The organism is Candidatus Nitrosocosmicus sp. T (assembly GCF_054408485.1).
This window is the reverse complement of the sequence record NZ_CP166992.1, coordinates 1,375,168-1,393,543: the sequence shown is the minus strand read 5'-3', so window position 1 is coordinate 1,393,543 and position 18,376 is coordinate 1,375,168. Positions and strand designations below refer to the sequence as shown.

General features: G+C 31.7%; 21 protein-coding genes. 15 read left to right on the top strand and 6 right to left on the bottom strand.

Going from position 1 to position 18,376, the window contains the following annotated elements:
• Positions 1-367 precede the first annotated feature (367 nt).
• Both AB0A59_RS07280 and AB0A59_RS07275 read left to right on the top strand, forming a co-directional pair.
• Positions 368-571 (top strand): hypothetical protein, encoded by a 204-nt coding sequence (locus AB0A59_RS07280; RefSeq protein ID WP_458747413.1) that lies wholly within the window; start codon positions 368-370, stop codon positions 569-571.
• Positions 572-580: 9 nt separating this feature from the next.
• On the top strand, positions 581-865 hold the full coding sequence (locus AB0A59_RS07275) for a hypothetical protein (protein ID WP_458747412.1): 285 nt from the start codon (positions 581-583) through the stop codon (positions 863-865).
• A 272-nt stretch (positions 866-1,137) separates the two neighbouring features.
• Here the strand turns inward: AB0A59_RS07275 and AB0A59_RS07270 are convergent, their stop codons facing one another.
• The 3 genes from AB0A59_RS07270 to AB0A59_RS07260 form a co-directional block, all read right to left on the bottom strand.
• Positions 1,138-1,434 (bottom strand): hypothetical protein, encoded by a 297-nt coding sequence (locus AB0A59_RS07270; RefSeq protein ID WP_458747411.1) that lies wholly within the window; start codon positions 1,432-1,434, stop codon positions 1,138-1,140.
• A 612-nt stretch (positions 1,435-2,046) separates the two neighbouring features.
• Positions 2,047-2,508 carry an OsmC family protein gene (locus AB0A59_RS07265; RefSeq protein ID WP_458747410.1) on the bottom strand — a complete coding sequence of 154 codons (462 nt, stop codon included), beginning with the start codon at positions 2,506-2,508 and terminating at the stop codon, positions 2,047-2,049.
• A gap of 275 nt (positions 2,509-2,783) precedes the next feature.
• The gene (locus AB0A59_RS07260) at positions 2,784-3,482 is read right to left on the bottom strand and encodes a DUF1264 domain-containing protein (RefSeq protein WP_458747409.1); all 699 of its coding nucleotides are present in this window, start codon (positions 3,480-3,482) and stop codon (positions 2,784-2,786) included.
• Between the two features lie 595 nt (positions 3,483-4,077).
• On the opposite strand from AB0A59_RS07260, the gene AB0A59_RS07255 reads away from it, so the two are divergent.
• The 4 genes from AB0A59_RS07255 (at position 4,078) to AB0A59_RS07240 (ending at position 7,134) form a co-directional block, all read left to right on the top strand.
• A complete protein-coding gene (locus AB0A59_RS07255) occupies positions 4,078-4,350 on the top strand; it encodes a hypothetical protein (RefSeq protein ID WP_458747408.1) in 273 nt (90 codons plus the stop codon).
• A 520-nt stretch (positions 4,351-4,870) separates the two neighbouring features.
• Complete coding sequence (locus AB0A59_RS07250) at positions 4,871-5,191, top strand: thiamine-binding protein (protein WP_458747407.1); 321 nt, start codon at positions 4,871-4,873, stop codon at positions 5,189-5,191.
• 795 nt (positions 5,192-5,986) lie between these two features.
• Entirely contained in the window at positions 5,987-6,406 is a 420-nt protein-coding gene (locus AB0A59_RS07245; protein WP_458747406.1) for a DUF1428 family protein, read from the top strand.
• Positions 6,407-6,648: 242 nt separating this feature from the next.
• Positions 6,649-7,134 carry a hypothetical protein gene (locus AB0A59_RS07240; RefSeq protein ID WP_458747405.1) on the top strand — a complete coding sequence of 162 codons (486 nt, stop codon included), beginning with the start codon at positions 6,649-6,651 and terminating at the stop codon, positions 7,132-7,134.
• A gap of 223 nt (positions 7,135-7,357) precedes the next feature.
• Here the strand turns inward: AB0A59_RS07240 and AB0A59_RS07235 are convergent, their stop codons facing one another.
• Positions 7,358-7,576 carry a hypothetical protein gene (locus AB0A59_RS07235; protein WP_458747404.1) on the bottom strand — a complete coding sequence of 73 codons (219 nt, stop codon included), beginning with the start codon at positions 7,574-7,576 and terminating at the stop codon, positions 7,358-7,360.
• A 29-nt stretch (positions 7,577-7,605) separates the two neighbouring features.
• Entirely contained in the window at positions 7,606-8,325 is a 720-nt protein-coding gene (locus tag AB0A59_RS07230; protein ID WP_458747403.1) for a VOC family protein, read from the bottom strand.
• 83 nt (positions 8,326-8,408) lie between these two features.
• On the opposite strand from AB0A59_RS07230, the gene AB0A59_RS07225 reads away from it, so the two are divergent.
• The 4 genes from AB0A59_RS07225 (at position 8,409) to AB0A59_RS07210 (ending at position 12,915) form a co-directional block, all read left to right on the top strand.
• A complete protein-coding gene (locus tag AB0A59_RS07225) occupies positions 8,409-8,648 on the top strand; it encodes a hypothetical protein (protein WP_458747402.1) in 240 nt (79 codons plus the stop codon).
• Between the two features lie 566 nt (positions 8,649-9,214).
• On the top strand, positions 9,215-9,802 hold the full coding sequence (locus tag AB0A59_RS07220; RefSeq protein ID WP_458747401.1) for an NADPH-dependent FMN reductase: 588 nt from the start codon (positions 9,215-9,217) through the stop codon (positions 9,800-9,802).
• Positions 9,803-10,610: 808 nt separating this feature from the next.
• Positions 10,611-11,870, top strand: a complete 1,260-nt coding sequence (locus AB0A59_RS07215; RefSeq protein WP_458747400.1) for a cation:proton antiporter domain-containing protein — start codon at positions 10,611-10,613, stop codon at positions 11,868-11,870.
• Between the two features lie 736 nt (positions 11,871-12,606).
• Positions 12,607-12,915, top strand: coding sequence for a hypothetical protein (locus tag AB0A59_RS07210; RefSeq protein ID WP_458747399.1), 309 nt, complete (start codon positions 12,607-12,609; stop codon positions 12,913-12,915).
• A gap of 262 nt (positions 12,916-13,177) precedes the next feature.
• Here AB0A59_RS07210 and AB0A59_RS07205 read toward each other — a convergent pair whose 3' ends face one another.
• Positions 13,178-13,411 carry a hypothetical protein gene (locus tag AB0A59_RS07205; RefSeq protein WP_458747398.1) on the bottom strand — a complete coding sequence of 78 codons (234 nt, stop codon included), beginning with the start codon at positions 13,409-13,411 and terminating at the stop codon, positions 13,178-13,180.
• Between the two features lie 186 nt (positions 13,412-13,597).
• Between AB0A59_RS07205 and AB0A59_RS07200 the strand changes: the two genes are divergently transcribed.
• The 5 genes from AB0A59_RS07200 to AB0A59_RS07180 all read left to right on the top strand — a co-directional run bounded on the left by AB0A59_RS07200 (position 13,598) and on the right by AB0A59_RS07180 (position 18,040).
• A complete protein-coding gene (locus tag AB0A59_RS07200) occupies positions 13,598-14,194 on the top strand; it encodes an Hsp20/alpha crystallin family protein (protein ID WP_458747397.1) in 597 nt (198 codons plus the stop codon).
• A gap of 219 nt (positions 14,195-14,413) precedes the next feature.
• Positions 14,414-15,622 carry a Rieske 2Fe-2S domain-containing protein gene (locus AB0A59_RS07195; protein WP_458747396.1) on the top strand — a complete coding sequence of 403 codons (1,209 nt, stop codon included), beginning with the start codon at positions 14,414-14,416 and terminating at the stop codon, positions 15,620-15,622.
• Positions 15,623-16,286: 664 nt separating this feature from the next.
• Positions 16,287-16,841, top strand: a complete 555-nt coding sequence (locus AB0A59_RS07190; protein ID WP_458747395.1) for a hypothetical protein — start codon at positions 16,287-16,289, stop codon at positions 16,839-16,841.
• 472 nt (positions 16,842-17,313) lie between these two features.
• On the top strand, positions 17,314-17,433 hold the full coding sequence (locus tag AB0A59_RS07185) for a hypothetical protein (protein ID WP_458747394.1): 120 nt from the start codon (positions 17,314-17,316) through the stop codon (positions 17,431-17,433).
• Positions 17,434-17,488: 55 nt separating this feature from the next.
• Positions 17,489-18,040 carry a toxin-antitoxin system HicB family antitoxin gene (locus tag AB0A59_RS07180; protein WP_458747393.1) on the top strand — a complete coding sequence of 184 codons (552 nt, stop codon included), beginning with the start codon at positions 17,489-17,491 and terminating at the stop codon, positions 18,038-18,040.
• Positions 18,041-18,376 lie beyond the last annotated feature (336 nt).

The following is an 18,376-nucleotide window of genomic DNA, read 5'->3' as shown; positions in this document are numbered from 1 at the left end:
ATACTGTCAGGCTTTATTCACCGGGGTAAAATCTCGGTGGTTGAAAATCCTATCTCATAAGGTTTTTTGTCATTGGTTTGTGTGGCCGCAACTTGCATCATAGAAATGATAAGTAATCGCCCTGAAATAGTGAAATGAAATATGCACCTTCAAATGAACCCGACCGAGTTTAGGCCCAACAATTTTATAGGGAAGTGTCAATCAAAGTTTTTTAAGGGTCCGTAGCTCAGCATGGATAGAGCGCCTGCCTTCTATCTAATATCATAATTAAGAAGGGAGCCGGAAGTCGAGGGATCGAAGCCCTTCGGGCCCGTTAATCACATGGGTTCAAATATTTCATTGAATACATTACAAATAGGAGATATCATTGCCTGCTAAATTAATTACAACAATAAAGAATATAGAAATTAAAGTAGAGAATGAAACTAATAGGCAGCTAATAAAAGAATTTTATAAATATTTGACAAGCATTAATACCTCCGACAATTATCAAAATGGATCGATCAAAGTCCTCATTAGATTTGCAGAATATCTCGGAAAGAGCAGAACATTTTATCAAGTACAGGATTAAGAAAAAATAATGCAATTCTTAGATTTAAAAAGAAAAAAGGATACTGAAGATCCGGATAAAAAATGGATAACCAGTTGGAATGATTATCTCTGGAGAATAAAATATTTTTACAGATGGCTAATCAACACGAAAGATAAAGAAATAGATACAGTATATCACGGTAATTGGAGTACCTCATCTTTTATTAATATCAGGTTGAAAAGAACAAAGAGATTAAATCCTTTTTGTTTGAATGCTATCCTTTTGTACGGGCCAAATTTCTTGAAGGCTGCCGCCAAAACAAATGAGGTATAGTTTTTATATAATCTTTGATTGACATTCTATGGTGGAAATTAACTGCAAATTCTTCAAAAAATGCAGAGATAATTTTAGGTATTCGATACGAATTTGTTTATTTGTATAAAGACTTTTGGAACATTATTTTGTGCAATGTTTCTTATTCGTCTAGTCGTATATGGTCATTTTTAGACCTCTTTGGAATTCAAATTAAGATACTAAAGATTGAATACTTGAAGTTATTATCGTTAAATTAAAAAGTTCGTGGAGATCTAAATCTTCTAAAAAAATTAGATTTCATTTTTATGTTTAAAAACGTAATCTATCAACGTTTTTGCTACGTTGTTATTGATAACTATGATATTATTCTTTATGGATATTAGACCATTTGAATTTAGCCAGTCTATATCGCTTTTAAAATTATTAAAGTCTAACCGGCCATCATTACCAAATATTTCATGATATAGTTCACCTACAGACAACTCGGTTTCATTAATTCTTCTATCATGGTAAGAGTATAATTGAATACAAACTCGCAGTATTTCACCTTTATTTGGTGAAGGTTTTCCTTGATACTCATTATTCATATTTTATTTCATATACTAAATTCTACCCTTTATCTATTCTTATGGCTCTTGGTAATCAGACATTTATTATTGAAAGTTTGTCAAATTCAGTCCATAAAAAATTATAGAGACGGATTTAATTCATAATGACTTATGATTATTCTGTTATTTTTATAATGTTGGATCTAATTTTTATATTATTAATTTTAATGGTCTAAACTGCTAATAATAAACTGATCTGAAAAGACCTGATATTGATATTTGTAACATCTGTATAAATCGAGGGAGAATACATAACTATACATATTTCTATACAAGTATAAATAAAAAAATCAGTCTATATACTTCATCGATTCAAAGTCTCCGAACGCGCTACTATTTTGAGTAACATGCTTAAGATTCAATAGACATATTAAATACAGCTGTAAAAAGGATGTAAGTCGATAAGGGTGTCTGTTTTATTTATAGCTCCATATTTTATTGTATATAGGTTTCTTTCGATTTGCTAGACTACGTATGGATAATAATAAATTTATGGATAATAATAAATTACGATAAAATTTTTAAGAAAGAAATTTCCAGTTATCTACGATTTTTATTGCCTAAAATTAATTCTGGATTTCTGTAACTTTGCTATTTTAATTTTGCACTTACTTTGATTATATGACTCATACTGTAAATAGCGGGACATCTCTCCTCAGCCATAGCAATGAGTTGTTGAAGTTTTTGCTTATCCATTGTATTTTTTTCTTCCATGTGTGCATCAATTTCGAAATTTATCCCTTCTGTAATAGGTTCATCAGAGATATCAAATGTTTTGGCAAAATTAATGTTACATTCTGCATTTATTCGTAGTTTATTAAGTTTGATTCCATGACTTGATAGAATACTTACGAATGTGGTTATAAAACAAGACGTTATTCCTGCTACACAATAGCCCATAGGGCCTAGTCTGTTACCACTACCTCCCAAGAATGAAGGTGAATCTATTTCAATTACTTCCTTGGCCTTCTCATATGCTAATTCTGTTTTGAATTGATATCCTTTTTGAATATCAAAATTCCATTCTCCTTCCAATTTGACTGACTTCTTCAAAAACTGTCTATCTTTTTGCCCACTTTCTGTTGTTTTTCGGATTTTGTCAAGGTCAATACTGTTTATTATATTTTTGTCATATTAATAGTCTATTTCTTAGGATTGTTAATTAATGGATACCCTGTTTAATCTTCTCTTTTGTTATGTCATTAAGCTCTTTCATAATTATTCGTCGGGTTTAGAAGTTACAAATTACTAGAAGTTGAACATACGACTATAGCGACAGACTAGCTAAATTAATTATATAACTTTAAAAACTATTTCAAAAAAATAGTTTAGTAGCTTAATGTCTGGTTAAAGCTACCTACATGTTTTTCTGTTTGGTTGTTAACTGACTGATTCACCATGAAAGGATGCTGAACCTGTTCTATTTGTGGAGGAAATACAGGTAGTGAGTCCATTGGATTCCAATTGAGTATGACTTTTCCATAAGATTCAGATAATTTTGTTAGCCACTGCTTTTGTTGTTGGTCATTTAACAATGGGAATTTGGGGTTTGCTCTATCTGGTAAAAATTCCTCTTTATGATAATGCCAGTTTGGCTTTTCTCTATCTGGTAATACTTGATATGTTTTTGAGTCAATCATATATTCAACTCCTATCAACGTTGCATTTGGAGAATTACTGTCATATAGCTGACATACCATCATTATCTTATCATTTGGTTTGCAAAAGTGATAAACCCTCAGAGTCGGATCATCAAATACATGTCTTACGGCAGTCAATGGACCTGTAGGTGGACCTCCATATCCGTCAACTGGCTTTGTTACGTTGGCTGAAGTGGCATTAACTTGTGTGGCATTCATAAGTATAGGGCTAGTACTATTTGGTTGTCCTTGAGCTTGTGCAGTCCCGTATTGCTCTATTGAAAAGGCTACAGCGTAGACTCCGGTAAACAAAAGAATTGCTATAGTAATCGATATTGCTTTTTTACTAGATTGAGGGGTAATACCCCACAATTTTATAAATATCATTTGAATTAACTTTCGTGTAATAGTTTATATAACATATATCTAGCATTTCCTTATTTAACACCAATTTTATAGTTTCGAACGGAATTTATCATTGGCTTCAGGTGGTCCTGATCGGTAACTTCAAAATTATTTCAACAAAAGCTTTTGATATAAGTAAATGCTTGTTCTCATCTAAGTCTTTAATCAGACTTTAACATGATTTTCCTATATGCAACTCTTTAGCAAACTAATTTGGAAAAACTAAAGCTGTGGAAATACCATCATTGATATCTTGAATAGTCTTACCTAAAATAGGAGCATCCGTGAAATTATCACCATCCATACTAATACCTTGATCTCTATATTCAAAAATATTTTTGATTTATGTAAATGGTTATTGCAATGTCAAAACATGATAGTATTTGTTACATAAGATATTTTAGAAAGTGCAAAATCTAAATCAGACTATTGAATTAAGTACTATGATTAATTCAATTGAATAACACAAGGCGTTATAAATAGTAAATTATTCATTGCTTTTTGTATATTCTCAGTAATCAGAGCTTGTGTGTATGTAGGTAAAGTAATATAGGAGTTAATCTATATTCTTTTTTGTTTGGATTTATCTCCGAAAGTAATTGCATTGGCTTTGGTTGCTGTGGGTGTAATTGCTGTCTTCTTTATTTCTGGATTTCAAATATTTGATGTCTTGTCTCCCGGTATAAGCGAAGAGGTTACGGTAATTCTAAAACAGAACGGAACATGCATAGTTGAAGCATCAGACAACGTTCCAAGACAAATTAATAACTGTACCTATGAACAGGGTGATAAAATCGAAATTACTTTCAAACATGAGCAGCCCGCAATATTAAGCCATAAATCTATTTAAAAGAACATGCATTTTTAAACTAAAGAAGAATATCATTATGGTGTTGGGTAATGTAAGTAAAGGAGATAATAAAACAAAATCGCAATTTCCTGATTCTTACATTTAGTCTTAATTCTGTATGTGTCTGTATTTATTGTCGTGTGCTACTGTTAAAACAGAACATACGTGAACGTTTTCATTAGTTTCCATCCACCTTTCCATAAATATCATATAACCATTTATTGAAGGATCAGCAAGATTCTAATAAGTTACATTTTTGTAGATAACTGATAATACTGCCAAAGTATTCTATATTGTATTTTTCTCAAATATCAACAACCACAAGTCTTTCATTTCAACTGTCTACTTTTTATGATTATTATTTCTTACGACTATTCCAATTTGTCACCGAGATTAATACCATAATTTGACTTTGGACTTCTCCCTATTCCTATTCTTTGTCAAATCATATAAATTTCCTATAAATTATCGATATTAGCTGAAATCAAACCTTAATTATCAAAAATAAGTTAGATTAAAAATGATTCTAGAAAATCATAAAGTAGTTGCAGAGATGAATATAATCTTCTTAGGAAAACACTATTCAAATGATCAATTACCTCCTAGTATGCTTGACGAATTAGCCATTGCTATTAATAGTATCAAAAAAGTTAAAGGAATTAAGATTATGGTAACTGGCACTAGTATCCAAATGGAAGCGGATTCAATTCAAGATATTTTGAAAGCAATAGAGTATGCTCATCTATCTCTTCAGGGTATAGGAATACCACGAATAATTTCATCAATTCGTATAGATGAAACATATGGTAGGTCAGAAAAAGTAGAAGAGAAAGTTGATTAGTACGAGAAAATCGTGATAATTAAGATGCAAAATCCATTTGAGATTTTTAAAAAAGTTAACAGTAAAATCCACTATTCAGACCAAATTTGTTTCACATATCATAGAACTCGGCTAGCATACGGAACTTAATCTCACTGAACTAACTACCTTATTATAGTAACGACATAGGAAGGCATAAGAAGTAGGGTAATTCTTAATTTTCATCTTTATAAAACAAATCTTTTTCTGTCTTCTTCACAACTCAGAACTTAGGAATAATGACCCTTGACTATCTGGAACGAAATTCGGTTAATCTATCGCGTTAAAATCATCCGATAAAAAACTATATCCATTCGTAAGAACTAAAAATTGTCTATTGAATCGTTGTAACGTTGTTTTTCAAAAAATAAGAAGTACACATAAAAACTCATTGTCAAGATTATATATTCATTTATCTCTTTTCAAGATTATTTTTTAGAATCTGTATATGAACACCCATTATTTCAAGGAGATAGATTATATTTACGCACTTACAAGTTGTAAGATTCCTTCAACTAATCTTTATAACTTACCATCTGCTAAAAAAGCTGGAATCCTACTTAAAATACCGATATCGGCACTGGTCCTCACGTGCCCAAACTGAATGATACTGTGTTATTGTAATGAAGGTAGATCAAGCCGAGATTATTACCTTTTTCCAAATATTCATGTCAATTTAGTTATGCATTCTATCCTAATCCGTCCTCTTCAATGTAATAGAACAACTATACTTTTGATCCCTTTATGATTTTTATATCTTTAAGAGAATGAATCCTCATGAGCCACGCAAGCACTAGCTCCTTAAAAGAAAAATATCCCAATATACATATTGAGATTTTCCTTTACCGTGCCCCAAAGAAAAACCATGATGCAATGATGGAAGTTAACAGGAAATCTAGAGATTTCTTTATGAAACACGGGGCTTCTAACTTTGAGGTATTTTCTCTTGAAAATAGAAACAACATAATGGAATTTGTAAATCTGTCAAAAACTATTTCTGCTTCTGAGGAGGAAGAGGTATGGCTTGAGATCCAATCCTATAGAGATGTAGAACATGTAAAAGAATTTTCTAAAAGCATGGAAGGCGACACAAGTATGGAGCCACTTTATAAAGATTTTATGCAACTAATTACTCCAGGTTCAGTAGTGTCATTTGGTGGCTTTAATAAATTAGTACAAGTATCTTTTAATTCGTAACCATAACAGAATGATCAAATTAGTGGTGTTATAAGAAATTGTTATCTGTAATAATATTCATTTATTTTATAGAACCCCATTGCCACTAGGAACTTAATCCCTATGAATCCCTGCACCATAGATCAAAGAAAAAAAAGGTATCGGTAAACTCGATAGTAAAAGATGCTGTAGATCAATGGCTTAAAAAATAAAATGAAATTCCAAAGAGACATCATTTACTTCTTTATGAGGATGATAAAGCATTGATTCGCCTGCTTAAATTAATTGACAGGTTCATGGTTGATGAAGATAAATGGTTCAAATGTTTTATACCATCATCAGATGCAACTTTTGTAGAATTACTAAAAGCTTTAGATTGGTATGATACAAACGACTCAAACTCACGTTACAAGTATTCTCAAGAAAATATAATGAAATATTTTAGCAACATTTTACCTAACATTTTAAAAAAGTCCAAAAATAAGGAATTATGTTGTGTTGACTTTCTTCTTAATGATATCGCAAAGGTATCTATTAAAGAGACTATTAAAATTGAAAGAGCATATGATCAAAAAAAGTTAGAAGGTCTCGCTTTTTGTCTCTACAAAATAAAAAATCTGACAAATACATCTGTATCAGATATCTTCACGCTATTTCAAACACATCAACAAATTCTTGTGATGAAAGATGATGAGCTTTACAAAATAAATATTACCAAAGAAAGTATTCATAAATTATTCTTGAGTTAAAGTGATAACAGAATTGTATATGATTCCATGCGTTCTATTTAATGGTAAAAACTATGGATGGTGTACATTTAATGTTTTAAGAGCAATATGATAAGTTTATCTTAAAAAGAGGCCGATGTGACAATTAGTTTTCCATAATAAAGTCGACTATCGATATTTTTTTTGCTATTTACTTATACATCTAGTTCTTCAACCAATTGTCAATCGATTTCATACTACAAACCTAACTAAATAGAAATTGTATTTTTATTCCATCTGGGTCATAGACATAGAATGTATTGTTATGATATTGCTTATCGTCATCAGTCATATTTTTATCAATATCTATTCTTAGGTTAGCAAAATTATTTCTTAATTTTCTTATTTCTCCGTTATTATTAGGTAATGCAATCGCATAATGATCAAGACAGGGTCCATGTTGTTCAGCGTTATTAGCAGGCAAAATATTGGTTCCAATCCAGGTATTTGTAGCTATATGATGATGATATCTATCAGCAGCAAAGAAATAAGCACCAGGATAAGTGGCAGTGTGATACAGACCAAGTACACCATTATAGAAATTTTGAGTTTTTTAAGATTTGACACATGCAGATGAACATGCCCTATCATTGTACCTACAGGCATTCCATTCCAAGTTTTGGAATCATATCTACTTAATAAACCTGTCACATTCAAAGGTTCGGTAACCATATGGACTTTGTTGTTATTCCAGATCCACTCTGAGGGCGACCGATCTCTATAAATTTCAATCCCCATACCGTCAGGATCATGAATGTAAATCGATTCAGATACAGCATGATCTGCCATACCCTCATAATATTTCGGTTCAAGATTCTCTTTGATATGTCGAAGAAAGGCTGCTAAACATTCTCTTTCAGGTAGTAATATGGCAAAATGATAAAGGCCTGCTTCCCTTTTTACTTTACCCAAATAATTTGGATCATATAAGTTATCTTCCAGCTGAGTTAAAATAATTAGGGATGATTGAGGATCGAGTATCTGGTCCTTATCTTTATAATGAGGACCCGGTGTCAAATATGTAGTATTACCATATAGATCTTCTTTTAGAATCCTAAATCCAAGAATTTTTTTATAGAAATTAACAGATTCTGATAAGTTTGATACTTTTAGGTGAACATGATTTATTTTCATTGAAGAATTGATAACAAAAGGATTATCATCTATATTCATAGTTATATTAAGAATGCGTTGTATTTAATCTAACAATTTTCCTTAACTAGATTAGTACATTTTCTTTTGTTATAAAAATTAATTTGAGGAATAAACTAAATTCATTAGCGATATTAATAAGAGGTTCAAAACCCTTAGTAAAAAATTATTTTAACACGTCTATAATAAAAAAAGTATTTGAGAAAGTTGATGTAGAATTTCGAGGTTTGGATGTAAGCTATCTACCAAGATTGGTAAAAGGACATCATATTGCATTTAGTATAATTGAATATGCTGATCAGCATGACGTTAAAGTTATGATTATCGGAAGTAGAGAACATTGAAAAATCAAAACGGCCTCCATGGGGAGTATTGCTCATAATGTATTTTATCCTAGCAAACGTCCGATGTTAATTATCAAATAAGCATGAGAATAAAAACGCAATTTTTCACATTTGTTTAAATTCCAAAGCTTTTATTATCATCTGATATAATAACTAGGACAATCTAATCCATAAGTCAATGGTGAAGACTAGGGTGACGATTGGACTCTCATATACAAGCTATCATTTTAGATCTTTATTATTTTTTAGTCTTGAATTTTATATTCTAGTAGTTAATTTATTATGAACTTTACTTGTTGATGTATGCTATTTCTTACTATTTTGATCTTTTATATTAGCATAGTATGCGGCGGATAAATGTCTGACTAAATAGAGAAATCACAAACTCCGACTACTTCTGATCACAATTTACTCTTGATACTTCTCGTTGTATAACTAGTTGTGTTATTGCTAGAGGGTTGAATAAAATATATCCATAATGTCTTACTCAATTTTTTCATTGGATTACGATTTGATGAATCTGTCCGGCCCATAAACTATAATTTATAGAGCAGGTAAAGTGGTATGTGAATGACCAAAGACTAAGGATTGCCATTATCATTGGCAGTACTAGACCAGGACGAAACGGGGAAGCAGTAAGTCGATGGATATATGAAATAGCCAAGAGTAGAGACGACGCTGAGTATGAGTTGGTGGATATTAAAGACTATAATCTCCCTTTACTAGATGAACCAATTCCACCTTCAATGGGGCAATATTCAAAACAGCATACCAAGATTTGGTCTAAAAAAATCGACTCTTTTGATGCATATGTATTTGTGACGCCAGAATATAACCATGGAACATCCGGAGCATTAAAAAACGCTATTGATTATCTTTTCAAAGAATGGAACAATAAAGTCGCTGGATTTGTTAGTTATGGTAGCGCCGGAGGTGTACGTGCAGTTGAGCACTTGCGTTTGGTTATGGCAGAGGTTAAAATTGCAACAGTTCGTGCTCAGGTACAGTTTTCTCTTTTTACAGATTTTGAAAACTTTTCAACATTTAAACCGCATGAAATTCATGTGAAATCGACTAACAATATGCTCGATGAGGTAATTGCTTGGGCTTCTGCTATGAAGACACTTCGAACAAGATTGAAGGGAGCCAATTAAGGTAGCAAAAGATAATCCGTACCCGAAGAGGGGAAACCATCAAGGGTAGACAGGGATATCGCTTGGGTAAAACGAGTGGAAAATAAGGCCTAACAAGCAATAAATGTTGATCTGAGTTAGAAAAAATCCAAATAGAAAGATTTACGATTTAGGGTTAACTATCAAATACAGATGATGATATATCTACCTAAAAGAGTGTGGTGATATTAGTTCTAGTTTTAAGGTATTAATTGATGAAGTGATCGTCCTACCATTACCATAAATAAACAAATTGTCAATTAGATCCAAGGTAGTTCTGGCAGTCACTCTCTATTTAGCCATAAGGTGGATTACAGAGACAAATTCTCTTTACTTTACCGCTTTATGGCCCTTGATGCTTATTCCATCAGTTAATGTTACTAAGATATATAATTCTCATTAATACAAATGTCTATTCATCTAAATGAGTATCAATTGCAAAAATGGGAATAGCTGAGATTTCACTGGATATTATGTCAATCAAGAAGGTAACATTACTAAAAACTATTTTGGTTCCTTTAATATTTTAAGGTATTAGTTGATTGTTAATGGAAACATGAAAATGCTATCTCTGACTATAATTAAGGCATGGAAAAATTTTTAGCGATTTGAGCTAGTTAATCAAGACTAGGCGAGTTTGCTCTTGATAACTAGGATAACAGATTATTATATAGGTCTTTAAGACGAATCTAGAATTAGTTTGATTAAGCTAAGTAATCATTGCCTTAAAAAAATTATTTTGGATTTAATGATTTGAAACTCTAAATAGCGTTATATATTATTTTTCTGTGTGGAAGCACAAATCGGACAGACTTTACAGGATTTTGCAGTTATAATGATTATTGCATCTATAACGACTTTGGTTTTTTACAGGCTAAAACAACCTGTAGTTATAGGTTTCATTGTAGCAGGAATTATAATTGGTCCTTATAGTCCACCATTTAGCCTTATCCATAACCTAGATGTTCTCAATCTATTTGCTGAGTTGGGTGTAATATTATTGCTTTTTACCGTGGGAATGGAATTTCCTATTCAAAAACTAAAGGATGTTGGAAGAAAAGCAATTGTTATCGCCTCCACCGAAGCCTTTGGAACTTTAGCCATAGGTTTTATTGTTGCACAATCATTGGGATTGGGATTTTATAATAGTTTGTTTATTGCACTTGCTATATCAGTAACAAGCACCGTTATCATAATGAGGGTTCTTGGAGAGCTCAATATGATGAAAGACGAGTCTGCTACTTTAATTTTAGGTACAACCATCATTGAAGATATTATTATAATTTCTCTATTGGCAATATTCCAATCCGCTGGAGCGAGCGGAGAAATTTCTATTAATGAAATTATAATGTCGATAGGAATAACCATCGGGTTTATCGCAGGAGTATTAGTAGTGGGATCAAAAATAATTCCCAGATTAATGGATATTGTTGCAAGAACCAACCAACATGATGTACTAATAGTCGCTGCGGTAGGTGTGGCTTTTGCACTAGCTTTTGTATCATTTCAATTAGGAATATCAGTAGCTGCGGGTGCATTTTTTGCAGGCGTCCTAATTGCAGAGTCTCGATCTCACGCAGTAACAAGTGTTTTGGCAAATCCTGTGAAAGATATTTTTGCAGCATTGTTCTTTGTATCTGTAGGTGCGCTAATGGATTTTTCCCTAATCCCCCAGTTTATAGTCCCTGCATTAATATTGATAGGAGTTTCAATAGGCGCAAAATTTGTGACAGTGTATATTGCATCCAGACTTCAGAAACTAAACAATCTAACTTCGACAAGAACTGCATTAGGGTGTTCCTCTTCTGGTGGTGAAATAGCATTAGTTGTAGCAAAGGGGGGAATTGATGTTGGAGCAGCGACACCGATTATTTTACCAATGATAGGAACTATGACAATTATAACGACGTTTATTGCCCCTTATGTTATCAAATATGGCTGGAAATTTACAGAGAGACTTGCGAAACGACAAGACAAGGACAAGGGATCACAACCAAGGCAAACACAGCAGCCATCCAATTCAGATGATGGTTCAAACAATCCGGTTTAATAACAACTTTCTAACTATGAGTATCACTACATATTTTAAAAATTGTAATTGTAGACTATAAATCAGTAATTTATGGGAATTGTAACTTATTAATTTAGCTAAATCCTTGACTACAGATTCTGCGATATTATTAATTTTTGTTTAATTCTTTTGTCACGAGAACAAGATAATGGATATAGAATCGGATTGTATAATGAAGAAACAGAATTATATCAAATTCTATAAAGTTAGTAGTACATCGATTTACCCAAAATAATATAATTTATTTCCCAAATAAGTCCAATCCTTATTTTAAATACCTCAAATTTATTTCTCCGAAACATCTGTTCTTACTTTAAAAATAGGGTCTAGATAAGCGGATATTGTATAAACCACAACCCATAATATCATTATGATGAAAATGACAATCTTTTGGATGAAGTTTACAACCTGTTTTTTAGATTTATTGTAGATAACTCCCTAGTTAATTACAGACATATACCTTGTTGTGGATTCCTTAAGAGTAACATAAACCTCCTTCAATGGTTCCATTAGTTCGGAAGCTGCAGTTTATCTTCATATTAACTAGTACCTGAACCGTCAAAAACGACCGAATTTTGTTTGGACACAAGAATATCAGTTCCTTTCAAAATTAAAACTTTATACAATCTAAAACCAGAGATTAAGTGATTTGGTATAGATATCTTTAATACCTTTTTTACCTGTACCAAATTGGAAAGGAAAGATAAAAAAAGACTTGTCTGGAAAATCCCAAATATCTGAGAAGAATTCTGCATTGTCTGCCCTTGATTTAGGCACTATGGAATTTATGAAATGGTTAATATCAAAAGATACAAATTCTGGAGATACTTTGATAGTAGTCAAAGACTATTTTGATAATAAATATGTAATTTTGTTTGATAAAAGTATTCAAAATAATGTAATTGTTGGTTACAGAGACGGTATGCCATGGTGCATTACTTGTGATACTGATGACTGCGGTCATGTAGGATTTGCAATCTGTCTAAAACAAAATTATGATAGAAATGACCAAGTAGTTTTTTAGGTAAAATAGGAAAAATTCTCGAGTTTGTAATATCTATAATTACTCAAAAAGATCGACTATATTTTCATGTTTACCACAAAATTACTGATAAAAACGAAATATTCATCATTTATTGCTTTTTGTACTCTACTTAATTGTCATCATCTCCCTCGTCATCGTTGCCGCAGCCGCCGCTGTTGCCATCTCCTTCCAATGGTGTACCTACAACCACTCTATCGTCGTTGACTATCAGGTCGTATGTACTTGCCGTATCAGGAAGGCTCTAGTGAAACGAACTAACTTGGAATGCACTACTATCTCCAGGACCTAATGTCTCTGCATCGATGTAACCATCTTCGTCTTCTCCTCCACTACCAGAATCTTGCTCATAGGATATAGGCAACGTAAGTATGATGTGTATTATTAAAGTCGCAGTCAAATGCCATTCCCAGAACACCATCCTGACCTGCGGATTGGTTAGCGTTAGGAATAGATATGCTGCTGAGCTTTGTACCATTAGTTGGATCTATACATATAATATCTTTTCCTACTCGTTCTGTGATCCAAAGGGTTTCGTCAGGACCATAAAGAAGGTTTAGAGGAGCGATAGTTTTCGCTGATATTATTTATATCTATACACGATAATTTTATAGATATTGATGCCATATGAAATTTATATAAACATCTTCTGCTAAAATTTATTATGTCATCATCGACATCTGAGTCATCCAATAATGATTCAAAGAGTACATCCAATAAAGAAAGCATTGAGGTCAAAAATCAAGTTAACAGTAAAAAAGGCAAATCAAGCATTTCATATCCAAATTATTTCGATGATTTTTTTGAAACTTTTAGACAAAATATGCAAAACATGCAAAATGTTATGGAACAAGCATGGTCATCTTCAATGGCTCCAATGAGAGGAATAACACCCTTTGAATTCTTTGATAGAATTACGGATACTAGACTGCCAGTATGTGATGTTATCGATAAGGGAGACAGATATGAAATTAATTTAGAAGTACCGGGCATAAATAAGGAAAAAATAGAAGTAAAAGCAACGAAGCATTCTGTTACCGTTTCAGGGTCACAAACTGAAAAAACCAAGGAAAAAGGTAAAAAATATGTCTATAGTGAGAGGTCTTACAAGTCTTTTCATAGACAAATACCGTTTACCCAAGAAATAGTTCCTTCGCAAATTGAGGCAAAAGTCAACGATGGCGTATTAGAAATCAATGTACCAAAGATAAATGCAACCAAGCCAGAAGGCAATGAAGAATTCAAGGTTAATGTAAGCTAAGAGAAATAAAATAAATTATTTTTTCCTAATACTTTAGTTAAATCATTCAAATAATCATATACCCATCTAATTTTTTTTTAATATATTCGCTCGTATTACAAAGGTTTAGTGTTATTCTTTTTCTTTCTTTCATTGATTTATCTTATAGTTTAATTTTGATATGATAATGCAAAAATTAGCAGATATTTATATAGAAATATCGCATTCTAATAAGAATTCATGAATGGAGGAGGAGGAGGAGAAAATTATAGTCATTCTTCATATCGTTACATAGGTTTATCTACAGAGATAAAGAGTGGTGAATCTAAAAGTTTTTCCATTAAAACCGAAGAAGAAAAAAATATAGAAATAGCAGTTTTTAATCTTAATGGATCATTTTATGCCATTTCTAATTCATGCATACATAAAGGAGGACCGCTTAGTAATGGATTTCTAAATGGAGATATAGTTACTTGTCCATGGCATGGATGGAAATACTCTGTGAAAACTGGTAAATCTCTGCACGAAGGAGGAGATAGTGTTAATTCTTATGATATTAAAATCGCGGGAAATAAGTTATATGTAAATTCTATCCCTTCAACAGTTGGGAAAAGAATTTTCCAACCTCATGAATCCTATTTGAAACTAGAAAAATCGGTAGAAAGCTTTTTGGATCACAAATCAAATGATAATATACTTTTAGTAGATGATAAAAAAATAAGAATTCTTGGGATATCAACCACAAACGCAAATGATAAAATAGCATCTCGTAAAAGCACGTCTGAGGACGCATTACATTTTGCCCTAGAATTTGCAAAAAAGGAACTAGGGGCGGAAACTATCATGATCAAACTTCGGGATTTAGAATTTAATCATTGCGAAGGATACTATTCAAAAAATGCTAATGCATGCATTTTTCCATGTTCCATTTCAGAAAGAGATAGTGAAGATCAGATGATTCAGATTTATGAAAAAGTAATTCTGTGGGCAGATGTGGTATTAATTGCTACTCCAATAAGATGGGGTAATGCGAGTTCGCTATACTACAAAATGATTCAAAGAATGAACTGCGTTCAAAATCAAGTTATTACACATGACCGATACCTAATCAGAGATAAAGTTGCTGCATTTATAATTACTGGAGGTCAGGATAATATTCAGCATGTTGCAGGAGAACTGATGTCATTTTGGTCACAGCTAGGTTTTGTATTTGGCAAATTTCCTTTTGTTGGTTGGACAAGAGGCTGGTATGCTGAAGACACAGAAAATAATTATGAAGAGATGACCTCGAGTTTAAATGGGAATATTGATAATTTAAAAGAAGAAAGTAAAAACTCCAAAATGTACAAAGATTTAGTAAAAACAATTTATGGTGCATTTGAAATGGCATTACTTGTAAAAAGAAATAGATATGATCAAACTGTTTTATACAAGTCTAATAACAAATAATTATAATATAAATTATATTGATTTTTTGAGACTGTATTTCTATATAGTATAGTATTATTCATTTGTTAGAGATTAATAAAAACAAATTGCATTTTTAAAGCTGATAGAGAGGCTATTATCAGCCAGTTCCGTGTTTGGCCTTTCCCCTCTACCACAATAATGGCTCGGTGAACGGAACAGAAACCCGGGCCATCATTTGCAATAATATATCACCAACACCCTATTTAAAAATATTCGGAGTATTGTTACAACTCTAACCTTACATTAGAAATTTTTATTTTTTTAATCCTTTTTATTGATCTAATTCCGACTAATTTAGGATCCAGTTATGAACTCATCATTCAAAAAATGCCTAACTTAAATCGTCCCATACGAGTAATTTTGATTCCATTACTTCTCATTTTTTGATATAATAATATATCGTAACGGTATATAAATACAACTTCTGATATTTTCTTATACGATTTATCTAGGGTTTCCCTATTTTGACAAGTAGATTTACTTTTAGTAAATATTCAATATCATAGATATCAGAATAAACGATGAAGATTGTTCTAGTAACAAACGAAGTGATAAGTTAGAATCAGTAAGAATTTAATCTCGTAAAATGACTTTTTAGATACTGTTTTGTTGTGATTTCACTAATGCATTCGAAGGAGAATTATTGAAATTACTATCCAATACATTTAAAGGAGTTGGAATCTCTATTTACCATATGTCAAATAATGATATCCAAAATTATATTGACACCATTAAAGATAGCCCAGGAAAAGTATATGGTGAATTCGTAAATGAAATGTTAAGATCACATAATGAATTAAATGACTTTAACAAATATATGAAAAATAGCTTATCTAAATTACAGCAGAATAAAATCGTATCTGAAAACGAAGCAAAAGAGATAATTCGCATTATTGATGTAATAACTAGCGACAAGGATTATGCAGATATAGAAACCAGTGTTATCGATATCTATAAGCAGATACTTGAAGACAATACTGGTCCAATTGCACGTGTGATAAGTTGTATTGCTGCAGATTCTGCTAAAAATAAATATAATAGACCATTAATTCCATCAACCATTAAAAGCGAGCCTGTTCTTGGAGTAAATGTTTCAGGGGCGTTAATAGGTGCTACTTTAGGTCTCAATGCTGGTGGTATAAATGGAGCAATATTAGGAGCCTTAATTGGAGGCTCTGTTGCATCTTTAACCGCATAAAAGTTTAACATATAAAAAATAGATGGCAATTATTAATTTTAAGAATCTTGTAATATCCGTTTCACAAATAGATTCCTATTTTAGGAATTAGATTTTCTATATTCTTCTACATATAGAATCTACCTGCTGCCATTTACAGGTAATCTGTTAGAAGAGCAATGAGGTTTCAATAAATGCCTTGTTTCTTATTCTAGCATATTTGTAGTATTACTATATAGAGTACCTTAACCTTTGTATTAGGACCCTGCTATCACAGGGAACTTAATCCTAACGGATGAGAATAGTTACTATTAAACAGTACTTAGTCAATTAGATATTCTTGTTTTTATTAAGAAATGCTTCATTATTTTCCTCATGATTAGCATAGTGTAATTGAAATCGCCATAAAGAATTTTATATAATTTGACTTTTAGTATACTTTTATGAATAATTCTCCTTCAGAATAAAACGAAATAAACCTATTAAAATAGAAATGAGGAGATTCAATAAAAAGCCGAATGTAACACATTTTGATAATCCTGTTGATGACTCAGATAGAGCTCAAACATTCTATGAGAAGGTGTTTGGATGGAATACGGTTTCCTTTCTCTAATTTCTATTAAGGATAAAAAGAAGAAGTTAAAACTATCGTCTCTTTAGATCTACAAATGTCCAAATACGAAGATATCAAAGACCATGAATCTAGAAAAACATCTACCATGACATTTAGACTTGAAGATGAGATATTAAATACTTTGAAAACAGAATCTAAAAAACATCAGATTTCTTTGAACACTTTTGTCAACCAGATTCTAAAACGATATGTAGAATGGGGTATGTACGAACCCAAGGTCGGGATGATTCCCATTGCAAAGCCTATAGTTGTTGAATTATTCAATAGAATGAACGAAGATGAAATATTTAAAATGGCTCAAGATGTAGGAAAGAACGTAGTTTATGATATTTCATTGTTTATGAAAAACAGAATGGATATAGAATCATTTATCTCCTGGTTTGAAGCAAGAATGAAGAGTTCTCTTATTGAAATGAATCATTCTGATCAGAATGGTACTCATATCTATACTCTAAAACATGATTTGGGCAGAAATTGGTCTTTGTACCATAAAATTATATTGGAATTGATGTTCCATGAAATATTTGGAAAAAGCGTAAACATAGAAATAAGTAATACTACTATAAGATTTAAATTTGAAGATTAACAGTGGTGGAGTGTTGTACACCTCTGACTCAATTGTTACTTTAATAAACTACATATTTATTTCATCAAAATTTAGTTGATCAGTCAGGTTTTATAATTATTACACCTTACTCAAAACAATCTTTTGATTGTTATCTTGTATTGGGTTTTGGAGAACAAATGTAATGGTCATTTAGCTTATTAAATTCAGTCTCAGGTCATTGGTAATTCCTTGAGAGCATTACAATTGTCCCAGTCTATTAATATCTGTTTGAAATTAGTAATGTTACCCCTATTTGAATCTCTATTATCTAATACATCAATAATATATAATAGTTTACTAAATGCAGGTAATGCA